This window comes from Burkholderia sp. BCC1644, from assembly GCF_902833225.1.
In the GTDB taxonomy this organism is placed as follows: domain Bacteria; phylum Pseudomonadota; class Gammaproteobacteria; order Burkholderiales; family Burkholderiaceae; genus Burkholderia.
In genome coordinates, this window is sequence record NZ_CADFEI010000016.1 from 80,632 (window position 1) to 93,676 (window position 13,045).

Here is a 13,045-nt window from a genome sequence, read left to right on the forward strand (position 1 = left end):
TCCATGCAATTTCCGCATGAATCGTGCGCGCTCGTGCGGGCCAGGCCGGCCGAACGGCGTTGCCGCCCTTACAATACCTGCTCCGTCTCACGACACGACCATCGAGCCATGACCCGAGATCCCCGCCTCACCCTCAACGCGCGCCAGCAGGAATTGCTCGAATGGGTGCAGCGCGACGGCTTCGTGACCGTCGACGATCTCGCCGCGCACTTCGCGGTGACGCCGCAGACGATCCGCCGCGACGTGAACTGGCTCGCCGACCTGAACCTGCTGCGCCGCTACCACGGCGGCGCGAGCCTGCCGACCAGCTCGGAAAACGTGTCGTACACCGCGCGGCAGCGGATGTTCCACGACGAGAAGCGGCGCATCGCGGCGCTCGCGGCCTCGCACATCCCCGACCAGGCGTCGCTGTTCATCAACCTCGGCACGACGACCGAGGAAGTCGCGCGCGCGCTGAACCGCCATCACGGGCTGCACGTCGTCACGAACAACCTGAACGTCGCGTCGATGATGAGCGGTTACCCCGACTGCGAGGTGCTGATCACGGGCGGCATCGTGCGGCCATGGGACAAGGGCATCGTCGGCGAGCTCGCGATCGACTTCATCCGGCAGTTCAAGGTCGACTACGCGATCATCGGCACGTCGGCGATCGAGGCCGACGGCACGCTGCGCGATTTCGACACGCGCGAGGTGCGCGTGGCCGAGGCGATCATGCAGCACGCGCGCACGGTCTACCTCGTGGCCGACCATTCGAAGGTCGGCCGCCCGGCACTGGTGCGCCAGGGCCACCTGAGCCAGGTGCACGCGCTCTTCACCGACAAGCCGCTGCCGCCCGAGATGGCCGACACGGTGGCCGCCGCCGGCACCCAGGTGTACGTCGCGGAATGACGGCCGCGATGCTGCACCGCACCTGAAACTTCAAGTGAAATCAAGAAGTTGGCGCTGCATGCGGACCGCTTGCGGCGGGCGTTCCTGTCAAACGGAAAATTAACGGGGCACGATTTGTCGTTGCCCGCGCGCTCGACTAGACTCCAGTTCCCCGGCCCGTTCGCCCGATCCGCCTGTGCCAGGGCGTGTGCGAACCGCAGGGCCGGCGAATACAGCTTTCCCCCCAAGCCATACCCCGCGGGGTATCGCGCGTCGGCGTGTGCGCCGGCCGCGCGGGCAGTCCGATTGCCATGGAGAGAACGATGCTGAGTCCGCATGAATTCGCCACGCTATTGCTTGTGAAGGACGCGCCTGATCAGCGCGACATGGATCGGGATGAACTGGACATCCTGCTCGAACAGCAGCTCGTTCGCCTGGAAGGGCTCGGCTCGGGACGCAAATACTGCGTGACCGAGAGTGGCGACGCCGCGCTGCGATCCATCAAGTACCGCTATTCGTGAAATTCCGCCGTTCCTGACCTGACCGCGCGGCCGGATTCCCGGCCACGCGGTCGCTTCCGCTTGCTCCGCCCGTTTACCGCAGCCCGCTTCAACCGCCGCGCAGCGTCGGATCGACCGCCGCCCGCCAACTGATGGCCTGTGCGCGCGCACCGTTGAAATACGCGATCCAGCCGGCGCGCGCCGCCGCGTCAGGCGCCACATAGTGGGTCGAAAGTTCGTTTACGAACGCACAATAGTTCGCTTCGGTCAGCCCGCGATACCGCTTCGCCACATACGCGTCGTACAGCGTCGAGTAGACCGGCTGCGCGTCCGCGCCCCAGTCGCGCGCCGTGCCGCCGCACGAGGTCTGCAGGTCGACGAACGACGGCGCCCGCCAGTTGCCGGTGAGCGGCGGCATGCCCGCGCTGCACCCCGCCAGAAGGACGGCGCACGCGCCGGCCCACATCCCAATACGCATGATTCACCTCGCGAAACGGTCGATTCTGCCAGTATCGTCCGGGATCGCGCCGCGCGCTACTGGCCCCGCTTTTTCGAACTTTACTTTTTCGATTTCGTTCGTTAAATTTCGAATTCGAACATTTCGTGTTCACCCTATTTCAACAGACGATAAGGACAGCAGGTGACCCAACCGAATCGCTACGATCTGCTCGTCGTCGGCGGCGGCATCAACGGCGCGGGCATCGCGCGCGATGCGGCCGGCCGCGGCCTGTCGGTCATGCTCTGCGAGCAGGACGACCTCGCGTCGCACACGTCGTCGTCCAGCACGAAGCTGATTCACGGCGGCCTGCGTTACCTCGAGTACAACGAGTTCGGGCTGGTGCGCAAGGCACTGCAGGAGCGCGAGACGCTGCTGCGCGCGGCGCCGCACATCATGTGGCCGCTGCGCTTCGTGATGCCGCACATGCCGAACCTGCGTCCGGCCTGGCTGATCCGCATCGGCCTGTTCCTCTACGATCACCTCGCGAAGCGCGAACTGCTGCCCGGCTCGCGCGGCATCGACATGCGCCGCCATGCGGCCGGCGCGCCGCTGATCGACTCGATCAAGCGCGGCTTCGTGTATTCCGACGGCTGGGTCGACGACGCCCGCCTCGTCGTGCTGAACGCGATGGATGCAAAGGAGCGCGGCGCCGAGATCCTGACGCGCACGAAGCTCGTCTCGGCCGAACGCCACGGCGACGAATGGGAAGCGCGGCTGCAGCACGCCGACGGTTCGATCCGCGTCGTGCACGCGCGCGCGATCGCGAACGCGGCCGGCCCGTGGGTCGGCGAAGTCCTGCACGGCGCGCTCGGCCGCGGCGCGCAGCACAGCGTGCGGCTCGTGAAGGGCAGCCACATCATCACGCGCCGCCTGTTCGATCACGATCACGCGTACATCTTCCAGAACCCGGACAAGCGGATCATCTTCGCGATTCCGTACGAACACGACTTCACGCTGATCGGCACGACCGACGTCGAATACACGAACGATCCCGCGAAGGTCGCGATCGATCGCGACGAGACGCAATACCTGTGCGATTCGATCAACCGCTACTTCAAGCGCAAGATCTCGCCGGCCGACGTGCACTGGACCTACTCGGGCGTGCGCCCGCTGCTCGAGGACGAGAACGCGACGAACGCGTCGGCCGTCACGCGCGACTACCGCCTCGAGCTCGACGACGGCGCGGGCGCCCCGCTGCTGTCGGTGTTCGGCGGCAAGATCACGACGTTCCGCAAGCTCGCGGAAGAAGCCGGCGACATGCTTTGCCGCGCGCTCGGCCGCGACGCGAAAACCTGGACGGCCGGCGTCGCATTGCCGGGCGGCGACATCGCGAACGCGAAGTTCGACGTATTTGCCGGCGCGTTCGCGAAACGCCACCCGTGGCTGCCCGCCGCGCTCGCCCGCCGCTATGCGCGTGCGTACGGCACGCGCGCGGAGCGCGTGGTCGACGGCGCGACGTCGCTCGCCGATCTCGGCGCCGAAATCGCGCCGGGCATCCACGACGCCGAACTGCGCTACCTGCGCGACGCCGAATGGGCAACCTGCGCGCAGGACGTGCTGTGGCGCCGCTCGAAGCTCGGCCTGCACGTCACGCCGGGCACGCTCGATGCGGTGACGGCCGCGGTCGACGCATGGTTCGCCGCCGCGCACGCGCCGCACGCGTGATCCGAATGCAGTTGCAGTTGTCTTACCGACGTTGACTCACCGACGCGCCGCCCCACATGCGGCGCGCATCACAACTACGCCAATTCACGGATGGAGATGAGAGACATGCAGGACCAGTACATCCTCGCGCTTGACCAGGGCACCACGAGTTCCCGCGCGATGCTGTTCGATCGCCAGGGCAATATCGTATCGATCGCCCAGAAGGAATTCGAACAGATCTACCCGCAACCCGGCTGGGTCGAGCACGACCCGCAGGAAATCTGGTCGACGCAAGCCGGCGTCGCCGCTGAAGCCGTCACGCGCACCGGCATGAACGGCACGTCGATCGCCGCGATCGGCATCACGAACCAGCGCGAAACGACCATCGTCTGGGACCGCGAGACGGGCCAGCCCGTCTACAACGCGATCGTCTGGCAGGACCGCCGCACGGCCGACTTCTGCGACTCGCTGAAGAAGCAGGGTCTCGAGGCAAAGGTGCGCGCGAAGACCGGCCTGCCGATCGACTCGTACTTCTCCGGGACCAAGATCCGCTGGATTCTCGACAACGTGCCGGGCGCACGCGAGAAGGCCAAGCAGGGCAAGCTCGCATTCGGCACCGTCGACAGCTGGCTCGTGTGGAACTTCACGAAGCACGAACTGCACGTGACCGACGTGACGAACGCATCGCGCACGATGCTGTTCAACATCCACACGCGCGAATGGGACAACGAGCTGCTCGAACTGCTCGACATCCCGCGCAGCATGCTGCCGGAAGTGAAGGCGTCGTCGGAAATCTACGGCTACACGAAGACGACCGTGTTCGCATCGAAGATCCCGCTCGCGGGCATCGCCGGCGACCAGCAGGCGGCGCTGTTCGGCCAGATGTGCACGACGTCGGGCATGGTGAAGAACACCTACGGCACCGGCTGCTTCCTGATGATGAACACCGGCAACAAGCCGATCGAGTCGAAGAACAACCTCGTCACGACGATCGCATGGCAGGTCGGCGACGACGTGCAGTACGCGCTCGAAGGCAGCATCTTCATCGCGGGCGCGGTCGTGCAGTGGCTGCGCGACGGCATGGGCATCATCAAGAGCGCGGCTGAAATCGAAGCGCTCGCCGCGAGCGTGCCGCACACCGACGGCGTCTACCTCGTGCCCGCGTTCGCCGGCCTCGGCGCGCCGCACTGGAACGCACGGGCACGCGGCTCGGTATTCGGCGTCACGCGCGGCACGACCTCCGCGCACCTCGCACGCGCGGCGCTCGACGCGATCGCGTACCAGTCGCTCGACGTGCTGGCCGCGATGGAAGCCGATTCGGGCATCAGCATCGGCGAGCTGCGCGTCGACGGCGGCGCGAGTGCGAACGACCTGCTGATGCAGTTCCAGGCCGACCTGCTCGGCGTCGATGCCGTGCGTCCGCAGATCACCGAGACGACCGCGCTCGGCGCGGCCTACCTCGCGGGCCTCGCGATCGGCTACTGGAAGAATCTCGACGAAGTGCGCGACCAGTGGCAGCTCGATCGCCGCTTTGCACCGTCGATGCCGAAGGAGCAGGTCGAACGCTGCATGTCCGGCTGGCAGCGTGCGGTGCGCGCTGCGAAGGCATGGGCCGACGATACCCAGTAATCGTCAGCCATCCATACGAAATACAACAACACCGGCGGACCGCGCAACCCGCGAGTCCGCCGCGACATACGAGAGACAACCATGTCACCTTATATTGCAGAATTCATCGGCACGGCGATCCTCGTGCTGCTCGGCAACGGCGCGGTCGCAAACGTGCTGCTTGCAAAGACCAAGGGCAAAGGCGCGGACCTGATCGTGATCGTGATGGGCTGGGCGATGGCCGTATTCGTCGCCGTGTACGTGACCGCGTCGTTCAGCGGCGCGCACCTGAACCCGATCGTCACGATCAGCCTCGCGCTCGCGGGCAAGTTCGCGTGGTCGAAAGTCGGCGGCTACATCCTCGCGCAGATGCTCGGCGGGATGGCGGGCGCGCTGCTCGTGTGGCTCGCCTATCGCCAGCACTTCGCGAAGGAAGCCGATGCCGACCTGAAGCTCGCGGTGTTCTGCACGGCGCCGGCGATCCGCAGCGTCACGCACAACGTGCTGACCGAAGCGATCTGCACGTTCGTGCTGATCCTCGGCGTGCTGTACCTCGCGTCGCCGCAGGTCGGCCTCGGCGCACTCGACGCACTGCCCGTCGGCCTGCTCGTGCTCGGCATCGGCATCTCGCTCGGCGGCCCGACCGGCTATGCGATGAGCCCCGCGCGCGACCTGTCGCCGCGCATCATGCACGCGCTGCTGCCGATTCCCGGCAAGCGCGACAGCGACTGGCGCTATGCATGGGTGCCCGTCGTCGGCCCGCTGCTCGGCGGCGCCGCGGCGGCCGGGCTGTATCTGCACCTGCATTCCACGATCTGATCGCGGTTTGAACGAAGCGCGCGGCGTTCGGCGTCGCGCGCTTCGCACGTTCCTTCGCACCTCCCTTCCCCGCTTCCATTCCGCTACCGGTCGCTCGCGGCCGTCACCAGCGACTTGAGCTTCACGTCGACATCCGCGACGACAGCCCGCGTCACGTCGATTCCGCGCTCGACCAGCATTCTCGCCACCCGCATTTCCTTGATGAATGCCGATGCACGGCCGAAGCCGCTTGCGGCGACGAGCCGCTCGTGCGCGTCGAAATGGAAATGGATTTCCGCGTCGTCGCCAAGCGTGCGCGCGACCGACCGCTCGCCCAGCGCCGGCTCCCCGGCGACCTGCAACTGCGCGTCGTATTGATCGGACCAGAACCACGGCGTGTCGCGATACGGCTCGTCCGCGCCGAGCATGTTGCGGGCTGCGACGCGCGCCTGCGTCTCGGCACCGTGCCACGTCTCCTGCCGGACCAGCCGCCCCGATGAAGCGCTCGGAAACACCGCGACATCGCCGGCCGCATAGATGCCGCGCATCGATGTCTCGAGCCGTGCGTTCACGACGATCCCGCGCTCGACCGTGAGCCCCGCGTCTCGCGCGAGTTCGTCGGCCGGTTCGATGCCGATGCCGGCGACGACCGTATCGGCGATCAGCGTGTCGCCATCGTCGAGCACGACGGCAAGCGCGCCGCCGGACGTCCGTTCGATCGCGACGGGTGTCCGGCGCACGCGGATCGTCACGCCCTGCTGCTCGTGAAGCGCGTGCACGCGTGTCGCGATCGCTTCCGGCACCGCTCGGCCGAGCAGGCGCGGCGCCGCATCGAGCACCGTCACGCGGCAACCGCGCCGTCGCGCCGACGCCGCGACTTCGAGACCGACGAAACCGCCGCCGATCAGCACGATCCGCGCGTCGGGCACGAGCCGCGCACCGAGTACCGCCGCATCGTCGAGCGTGCGCAACGCGAACACGCCGTCGAGCGTCGCGCCCGGAATGGCAAGACGACGCGCGCGACCGCCGGTCGCGAGCAGCAGCGCAGCGCAGGAAAACACCCGCCCGCCGGACACGCGCACTTCGCGTGCATGCGGATCGATGCGCTCGACGGTTCCGACAACCGGCTCGATGCCATCCGCCGCCCATGCGTCCGGATCGCGCAACCGGCATTGCGCTGCGCTGCGCTCGCCCGTCAGCACGCCTTTCGACAACGGCGGCCGTTCGTACGGCAGGTGCGCCTCCGCGCCGATCAGCACGATGCGCCCGCGCCAGCCGGATTCACGCAGCACCTGCGCCGCGCGGCCGCCCGCATGGCCGGCGCCGACGATCGCCATCACCTGGTCATGGGTCATCGCGTCACACCTCGATCAGGATGCGACCGTCTTCGATCTTCGCGCGGTACGTGCGCAGCTTCTCGCACGCGGGCGCCGACAGCGGCCGGCCGTCGCGCACGTCGAAGCGCCCGTTGTGCTTCGGGCACTCGATCACGTGATCCATCACGAACCCGTCCGCGAGATGCACCTGCTCGTGCGTGCACAGGCCGTCGCTCGCATAGACCTGCCCGTCGATGCGGTAGATCGCGTACGTGCGGCCGTCGTGGTCGAAGCGTGCGACGTCTTCATCGTCGATATCGTCTAGCGCGCCGGTGTCGATCCATTGCGTCATGTTGCGTGTCTCCCTGGTTGGCGGGTTCGATGGCCGTCACGCACGCGCGGCATCCGGCACGGGCCGCACGACATAGTCGGACGGGTCGCGTGTCTGCCGGACCAGCGCCGGCACGATCTCCGCGTACGCGGCCAGCGTGCTGCGGTACGGCGGCGGCATGTCGGCCTTCACGGCATCGTGCAGCTTCGGCAGCGCGTGGAACGGCACCATCGGGAACATGTGGTGTTCGACGTGATAGTTCATGTTCCAGTACAGGAAACGGAACACCGGATTCATCATCACGGTGCGGCAGTTGCGCCGGTGATCGAGTACGTTCTCGGGCATGCCCGCGTGCTGCGTCAGGCCGAAGACCAGGTACAGCCATGCGCCGTAGAGACTCGGCAGCCCGATGTAGAGCAGCGGCAGGATCGTGCGCCAGTAAAGCGACGCCGCGATCACGAGTGCGTAGACCGCGAGATGGATGCGCGACTCGCGCACGACCTTCGGCCATTCCGATTCGGGCACGTAGGTGCGCTCCTCGTCGTCGAGCCTCCCGCTGAACGACACCGCGATCATCTTGCGCAGCTCGCCGGCCACATGCTTCAGCGCGACGACGTTCAGCGCGAGCGCGAGCCAGTCGGTCGGCTTCGGCGCGGCGATTTCCGGATCGCGTCCGACAACCAGCGTATCGGTGTGGTGGCGCGCATGGCTCCAGCGCCATGCGGTCGCGCGGCGGAACACCTGGAACGACGCGACCTGGTACAGCACGTCGTTCATCCAGCGCGTCCGGAACGCGGTGCCATGCCCGCATTCGTGCCAGCGCGAATCGGCCGGACTGCAGTAAAGCGTGCCGTACACGAAGAACGCGGGGATCGCCCACGCCGAATGCGCGCGCCACGCCAGCCACGCGAGCCCGCCGCTGATCGCGATCGCCGCGTACCAGATCAGCGTGTCGCGAATCGCGCGCGCATCGCCGCGCTGCATCAACTGCTTCATCAGCGGCCGGGGCACCGCGCACCGGTACCACGCGGCATTGGCGAGCCCCGCCGCTTGCGCGCGCTCGCCGGCGCCGCCGATCATTCGGTATTCCTGACGGCGTGCCGCCGTGCGCTCGCGCGCCTGGTCGTCGGATTGGGCCACGTCTGTCTCCCTGGATTCTTGTGCGAGGAAAGCGCAACGCGCGCTTCACCATGGATTCAAAATTAGGCGTCCGACCGCTTCCGCTCAATCGAAACGTTGACGAAATTTCGCCATCGCTTTAGCGTTTCCGGCAACGCCACGCGATCGATGGCGACCTCAACGATGGAGACGACCATGGCAGGTGAATCCGGGCCGCGCTGGCGCAAGCGCACCGCGCGCTTCGACGAGATCGCGGCGCTCGCGGGCGTCAGCACGACGACCGTCGACCGCGTGCTGAACGAGCGCGGCAGCGTCTCGGCGCAAGCGCGCGAACGCGTGGTGGCGGCCGCGCGGCAGCTCGGCGTGCCGCGGCAGCTGCCCGACACGCGGCACGGGCTGGTCCACGTCGACGTGTTGCTGCCGGACACCGACGCGCCATTCTTCCGGCGGCTGCAGCAGGCCGTGCAGCGCTCGCTGCAGATGCTCGACCGGCGCGTGGTCGTGCACCGGACGATCCTGCCCGCCGCGGACGACGAACGCGCTGCCGCACTGATCGAACGGCCCGCATACCGGCGTGCGGCGCTGATCGTCACCGCGCGGGACACGGCCCGCGTGCGCGACGCGCTGGCCGGCGCGATCGCGCGCGGCGAAACCGTCGTCACGATGGTCACCGACATCGGCGGCATCGACCGCGCGCACTTCGCCGGCATCGACAACTATCGCGCCGGGCGCACGGCCGGCTACTACATCGGCCGCCTCGCGGCGCGCCCCGGCCGCGTGTTGCTGCTCGGCGGGCGCATGGGCTACCGTGCGCACGCCGACCGGATGGCCGGCTGCCGCGACCAGCTCGCCGACGCGTTCGCCGCGATCCGCTGCGACGACGAGCCGGTCGAGACGCTCGACCAGGACGACCGCTGCTACCGCGCGGTGACGAAGGCACTGCAGGCGCACGACGACGTCGTCGCGATCTACAACAGCGGCGCCGGCTCGGCCGGCATCGAAGCGGCATTGCGCCGCGCCGGCGCAATCGGGCGCGTCGTGTGGATCGGCCACGAGATGATCGACCTGCACCGCACCTTCATCGAGGCCGGCGCGATGGATCTCGCGATCGACCAGGATCCGGATGGCCAGGCGATTTCCGCGCTGCAGCACGTGCTGCATGCGTGCGGAATCGTCGAACAGCCGCCGCCGGGCGACCCGGTCGAATTCCGCGTGTTCTGCCCGGCGAACGTGCGGACGAGCGCGTACCTGCAGCCCTGAATTCCGTCGCGCAGCGCGCCACGCGCGCCTGGCGAAAAAATCGACCGCCGCATTGGCGATTTTTCGTCAACGTCGGTCATGCGGTCGGCGCCGCGCGTCCGTACATTGGACAGCCATCGACAGGACGACAACGGACAGGAGACGATGGCTGAACCGATCCGCATCGGCGTGAACCTCGACGGCGTGCTCGAGCACGATGGCCTGCCGTTGCCCACCGCCGCCGAACGCTTCCGGATGGTCGCCGGCGCCGGCGTGTTCGACTACGTCGAAAAGAATCCGATGCGCGGCGAAGACCTGTCGCCGTACTTCGCGCTGGTCGACCGCCATGCGCTGCCGATTCGCGTGATCGGCGGCATCTGGTGCGCGGGCCGCGACGAAGCGCACGTCGCCGAGATCCTCGATGCAGGTGCGCGGTTCGGCAGCACCGTGCTCAACTGCCAGCTGTTCGCGCATCACGCGGACGGCCATCCGCTGTCGGACCGCGAAGTTGCGGATTTCTACCTGCGTACCTACGAACGCGGCGAACCGGTCGGCTGCCTGCCGAGCCTCGAAGTGCATGTCGACATGTGGAGCGAGGAATTCGTGCGCGTTGCACGCGTCGCGCAGCATGTCGAGCAGGCCGGCGCACCGTTCCGCATCACGCTCGATCATTCGCACCTGCTGTTCAAGACCGGCAATCGCGCCGAACTCGATGCATCGGGCATGCGGGATTCGGCCGACGGCGGCCGCCCGATGCTCGACCCTGCGTCGCCCGCTGCTTTCTACACCGACTGGATCGCGCGCGGCTGGGTCCGTCACGCCCATGCGCGCAGCGTGACGCCGAACAATCCGGACAACCGCTGGATGCGCCGCGCGGACGGCCGGCCCGGGCGTGGCATCCAGTACCCGTTCGTCGCGCCTGCGCCGGGCGCCTATCACGGTGAATGGCACGCGGCCGCGCTCGACACGTGGAAAGCCGCGCTGCGCCAGTTGCTGCACGCACAGGTTCACGCGCGGCCGCCCCGGCTCGAACAGATCAGCTGCGAATTCATCCCGTTTCCCGACTACGGCGGCGGCGCACGCTATTCGATCTTCGACAACAACGTCGCGTGTGCGCACTGGCTGCGCGACACGTGGCAAGCCCTCGCCGCCTGCACCGGCACCTGATTCGAACCCGCCCCACTCGAGACCCAAGGACAGAACGATGACGCAAGCCTTCCACTTTTCACTGAACCGGATGAGCGCGCCGCGCTTGCCGCTCGACCGCTACGTCGCGCTGTGCCGGCGCCTGGGTGTCGGCACGATCGAGATCCGCAACGATCTCGACGGCATCGAGATCGCCGACGGCACGCCGGCCGCCGCCGTGCGCGCGACGGCCGAGGCCGGTGGCGTGACGATCCTGACGATCAACGCGCTGCAGCGTTTCGAGCAATGGAACGCCGAGCGCGCGGATGAAGCGACCGTGCTGGCCGACTACGCGGCGCGATGCGGCGCGCGCGCGCTGGTGCTGTGCCCGACCAACAGCCGCAACGACACGCGCGGCGCGGACGCGCGCCATGCGGATCTCGTGAAGGCATTGAAGGCGCTGAAGCCGATCCTCGAAGCACGCAATCTGCTCGGCTTCATCGAGCCGCTCGGCTTCGAGGAATGCGCGCTGCGCCACAAGTCGGACGCGGTGAAGGCCCTTTACGACGCGGCGGGCGAACAGGTCTTCCGGCTCGTGCACGACACGTTCCACCATCACCTGTCCGGCGAGGACATCTTCTTCCCGAACCTGACGGGCCTCGTCCATATCTCCGGTGTCGAGGAAACCGACCTGCCGGTCGACCGGATGCGCGACGGCCACCGCGTGCTGGTCGGCGGCGCCGACCGGCTCGGCAACATCCGGCAACTGCGCGAACTGCTTGCGCGCGGCTACCGCGGTGCATTCTCGTTCGAACCGTTTGCGAGCGAGATCGCCGAGGCGGACGACATCGAAGACCGGCTGCGGGCGAGCATCGACTACGTGCGCGGCGAACTGGCGGATCGCTGATACGTCACCTCCGCACGCGGCCGACATGCGCCGCGTGGCGGAAAAAACCAATCGACAGGAGAACGGAATGATCGAATTCGCGTTGTTCGGCGCGGGCAGGATCGGCAAGATCCACGCGGCCAATCTCGCGCGCCATCCGGGCGCGAAGCTCAGGTACGTGATCGACCGGCATGCGCCTTCGGCCGACGCGCTCGCCCACGCGCACGGCGCGCAGGTTGCCGACATCGAACGCGCGCTCGGCGATGCGTCGGTGCAGGCGGTCGTGATCGCGTCGAGCACCGACACCCACGCGGACCTCATCGTCGCGGCCGCGAACGCGGGCAAGGCCGTGTTCTGCGAGAAGCCGGTCGACCTGAGCGTCGAGCGCTCGCGCGCATGCGCGGACGTCGTGCGGCGCACCGGCGTGACCTGCATGATCGGCTTCCAGCGCCGCTTCGATCCGACGTTCGCCGCGCTGAAGGCACGTGTCGAACGTGGCGAGATCGGTGCGCCGGAAATGCTGGTCGTCACGAGCCGCGACCCGGGCGCGCCGCCGGTCGACTACCTCCGCAGCTCGGGCGGCATTTTCAAGGACATGCTGATCCACGACTTCGACGTGTTCCGCTGGATCCTCGGCGACGAAGCGCAGGCGCTGCATGCAACCGGCAGTTGCCTGACCGACCCGGCCGTGCGCGAAGCCGGCGACATCGATTCGACCGCCGTGACGATCCGCACGCGGCGCGGGCTGCTGTGCCAGATCAACACGTCGCGACGCGCGGCCTACGGCTACGACCAGCGCTTCGAGCTGCTCGGCAGCAACGGGATGCTGCAGGCCGGCAACGTGCGGCCGACCGAGGTAAGCGCGTGGCTCGCCGGCGGCATCGCGACGGACGTGCCGGAGCCGTTCTTCCTCGAACGCTACCGGCATGCGTACGCGGCCGAGATCGCGCACTTCGTCGACGCGCTGCGCGACGGCACGCCGGTCAGGACGACGATCGACGACGGGCTCGCCGCGCTCGAGCTGGCCGAGGCCGCGATGACGTCGTGGAAAACGGGGCGCGTGATCGAGCTGTAACGCAACAAACGGCGGCGGCCCGGGCAAACAGGCCGCTG

General features: G+C 67.9%; 13 protein-coding genes. 9 read left to right on the forward strand and 4 right to left on the reverse strand.

Annotated elements, in window-relative coordinates; translation table 11 throughout:
* The first annotated feature begins 108 nt into the window (after nucleotides 1–108).
* Both HWX87_RS27780 and HWX87_RS27785 read left to right on the forward strand, forming a co-directional pair.
* Nucleotides 109–888 carry a DeoR/GlpR family DNA-binding transcription regulator gene (locus HWX87_RS27780; protein WP_175847564.1) on the forward strand — a complete coding sequence of 260 codons (780 nt, stop codon included), beginning with the start codon at nucleotides 109–111 and terminating at the stop codon, nucleotides 886–888.
* A 302-nt stretch (nucleotides 889–1,190) separates the two neighbouring features.
* Nucleotides 1,191–1,388 (forward strand): hypothetical protein, encoded by a 198-nt coding sequence (locus HWX87_RS27785; protein ID WP_166963486.1) that lies wholly within the window; start codon nucleotides 1,191–1,193, stop codon nucleotides 1,386–1,388.
* 88 nt (nucleotides 1,389–1,476) lie between these two features.
* On the opposite strand, the gene HWX87_RS27790 is transcribed toward HWX87_RS27785, so the two are convergent.
* Nucleotides 1,477–1,845, reverse strand: a complete 369-nt coding sequence (locus HWX87_RS27790; RefSeq protein WP_176050275.1) for a hypothetical protein — start codon at nucleotides 1,843–1,845, stop codon at nucleotides 1,477–1,479.
* Between the two features lie 162 nt (nucleotides 1,846–2,007).
* Here HWX87_RS27790 and glpD point away from each other — a divergent pair, with 162 nt between their 5' ends.
* The 3 genes from glpD (at nucleotide 2,008) to HWX87_RS27805 (ending at nucleotide 5,937) form a co-directional block, all read left to right on the forward strand.
* Nucleotides 2,008–3,531, forward strand: a complete 1,524-nt coding sequence (gene glpD, locus HWX87_RS27795) for a glycerol-3-phosphate dehydrogenase (protein WP_176050276.1) — start codon at nucleotides 2,008–2,010, stop codon at nucleotides 3,529–3,531.
* 105 nt (nucleotides 3,532–3,636) lie between these two features.
* Complete coding sequence (glpK, locus tag HWX87_RS27800; RefSeq protein WP_176050277.1) at nucleotides 3,637–5,139, forward strand: glycerol kinase GlpK; 1,503 nt, start codon at nucleotides 3,637–3,639, stop codon at nucleotides 5,137–5,139.
* Between the two features lie 81 nt (nucleotides 5,140–5,220).
* Nucleotides 5,221–5,937: an MIP/aquaporin family protein gene (locus HWX87_RS27805; protein WP_176050278.1), complete on the forward strand. Its 717-nt coding sequence runs from the start codon at nucleotides 5,221–5,223 to the stop codon at nucleotides 5,935–5,937.
* Between the two features lie 83 nt (nucleotides 5,938–6,020).
* Here HWX87_RS27805 and HWX87_RS27810 read toward each other — a convergent pair whose 3' ends face one another.
* The 3 genes from HWX87_RS27810 to HWX87_RS27820 are packed head-to-tail and all read right to left on the reverse strand — an operon-like array spanning nucleotide 6,021 to nucleotide 8,703.
* Complete coding sequence (locus HWX87_RS27810; protein ID WP_176050279.1) at nucleotides 6,021–7,271, reverse strand: FAD-dependent oxidoreductase; 1,251 nt, start codon at nucleotides 7,269–7,271, stop codon at nucleotides 6,021–6,023.
* A gap of 4 nt (nucleotides 7,272–7,275) precedes the next feature.
* A complete protein-coding gene (locus HWX87_RS27815) occupies nucleotides 7,276–7,584 on the reverse strand; it encodes a non-heme iron oxygenase ferredoxin subunit (RefSeq protein WP_176050280.1) in 309 nt (102 codons plus the stop codon).
* 36 nt (nucleotides 7,585–7,620) lie between these two features.
* Entirely contained in the window at nucleotides 7,621–8,703 is a 1,083-nt protein-coding gene (locus tag HWX87_RS27820; RefSeq protein WP_176050281.1) for a fatty acid desaturase family protein, read from the reverse strand.
* Between the two features lie 174 nt (nucleotides 8,704–8,877).
* On the opposite strand from HWX87_RS27820, the gene HWX87_RS27825 reads away from it, so the two are divergent.
* From HWX87_RS27825 to iolG, 4 genes are all read left to right on the forward strand, one after another.
* Nucleotides 8,878–9,942, forward strand: a complete 1,065-nt coding sequence (locus tag HWX87_RS27825; protein WP_176050282.1) for a LacI family DNA-binding transcriptional regulator — start codon at nucleotides 8,878–8,880, stop codon at nucleotides 9,940–9,942.
* 144 nt (nucleotides 9,943–10,086) lie between these two features.
* Nucleotides 10,087–11,088: a xylose isomerase gene (locus tag HWX87_RS27830; RefSeq protein ID WP_176050283.1), complete on the forward strand. Its 1,002-nt coding sequence runs from the start codon at nucleotides 10,087–10,089 to the stop codon at nucleotides 11,086–11,088.
* Between the two features lie 37 nt (nucleotides 11,089–11,125).
* Nucleotides 11,126–11,953: a TIM barrel protein gene (locus HWX87_RS27835; RefSeq protein ID WP_176050284.1), complete on the forward strand. Its 828-nt coding sequence runs from the start codon at nucleotides 11,126–11,128 to the stop codon at nucleotides 11,951–11,953.
* Between the two features lie 67 nt (nucleotides 11,954–12,020).
* Nucleotides 12,021–13,007 carry an inositol 2-dehydrogenase gene (iolG, locus tag HWX87_RS27840; protein WP_176050285.1) on the forward strand — a complete coding sequence of 329 codons (987 nt, stop codon included), beginning with the start codon at nucleotides 12,021–12,023 and terminating at the stop codon, nucleotides 13,005–13,007.
* The last annotated feature ends 38 nt before the right edge of the window (nucleotides 13,008–13,045 follow it).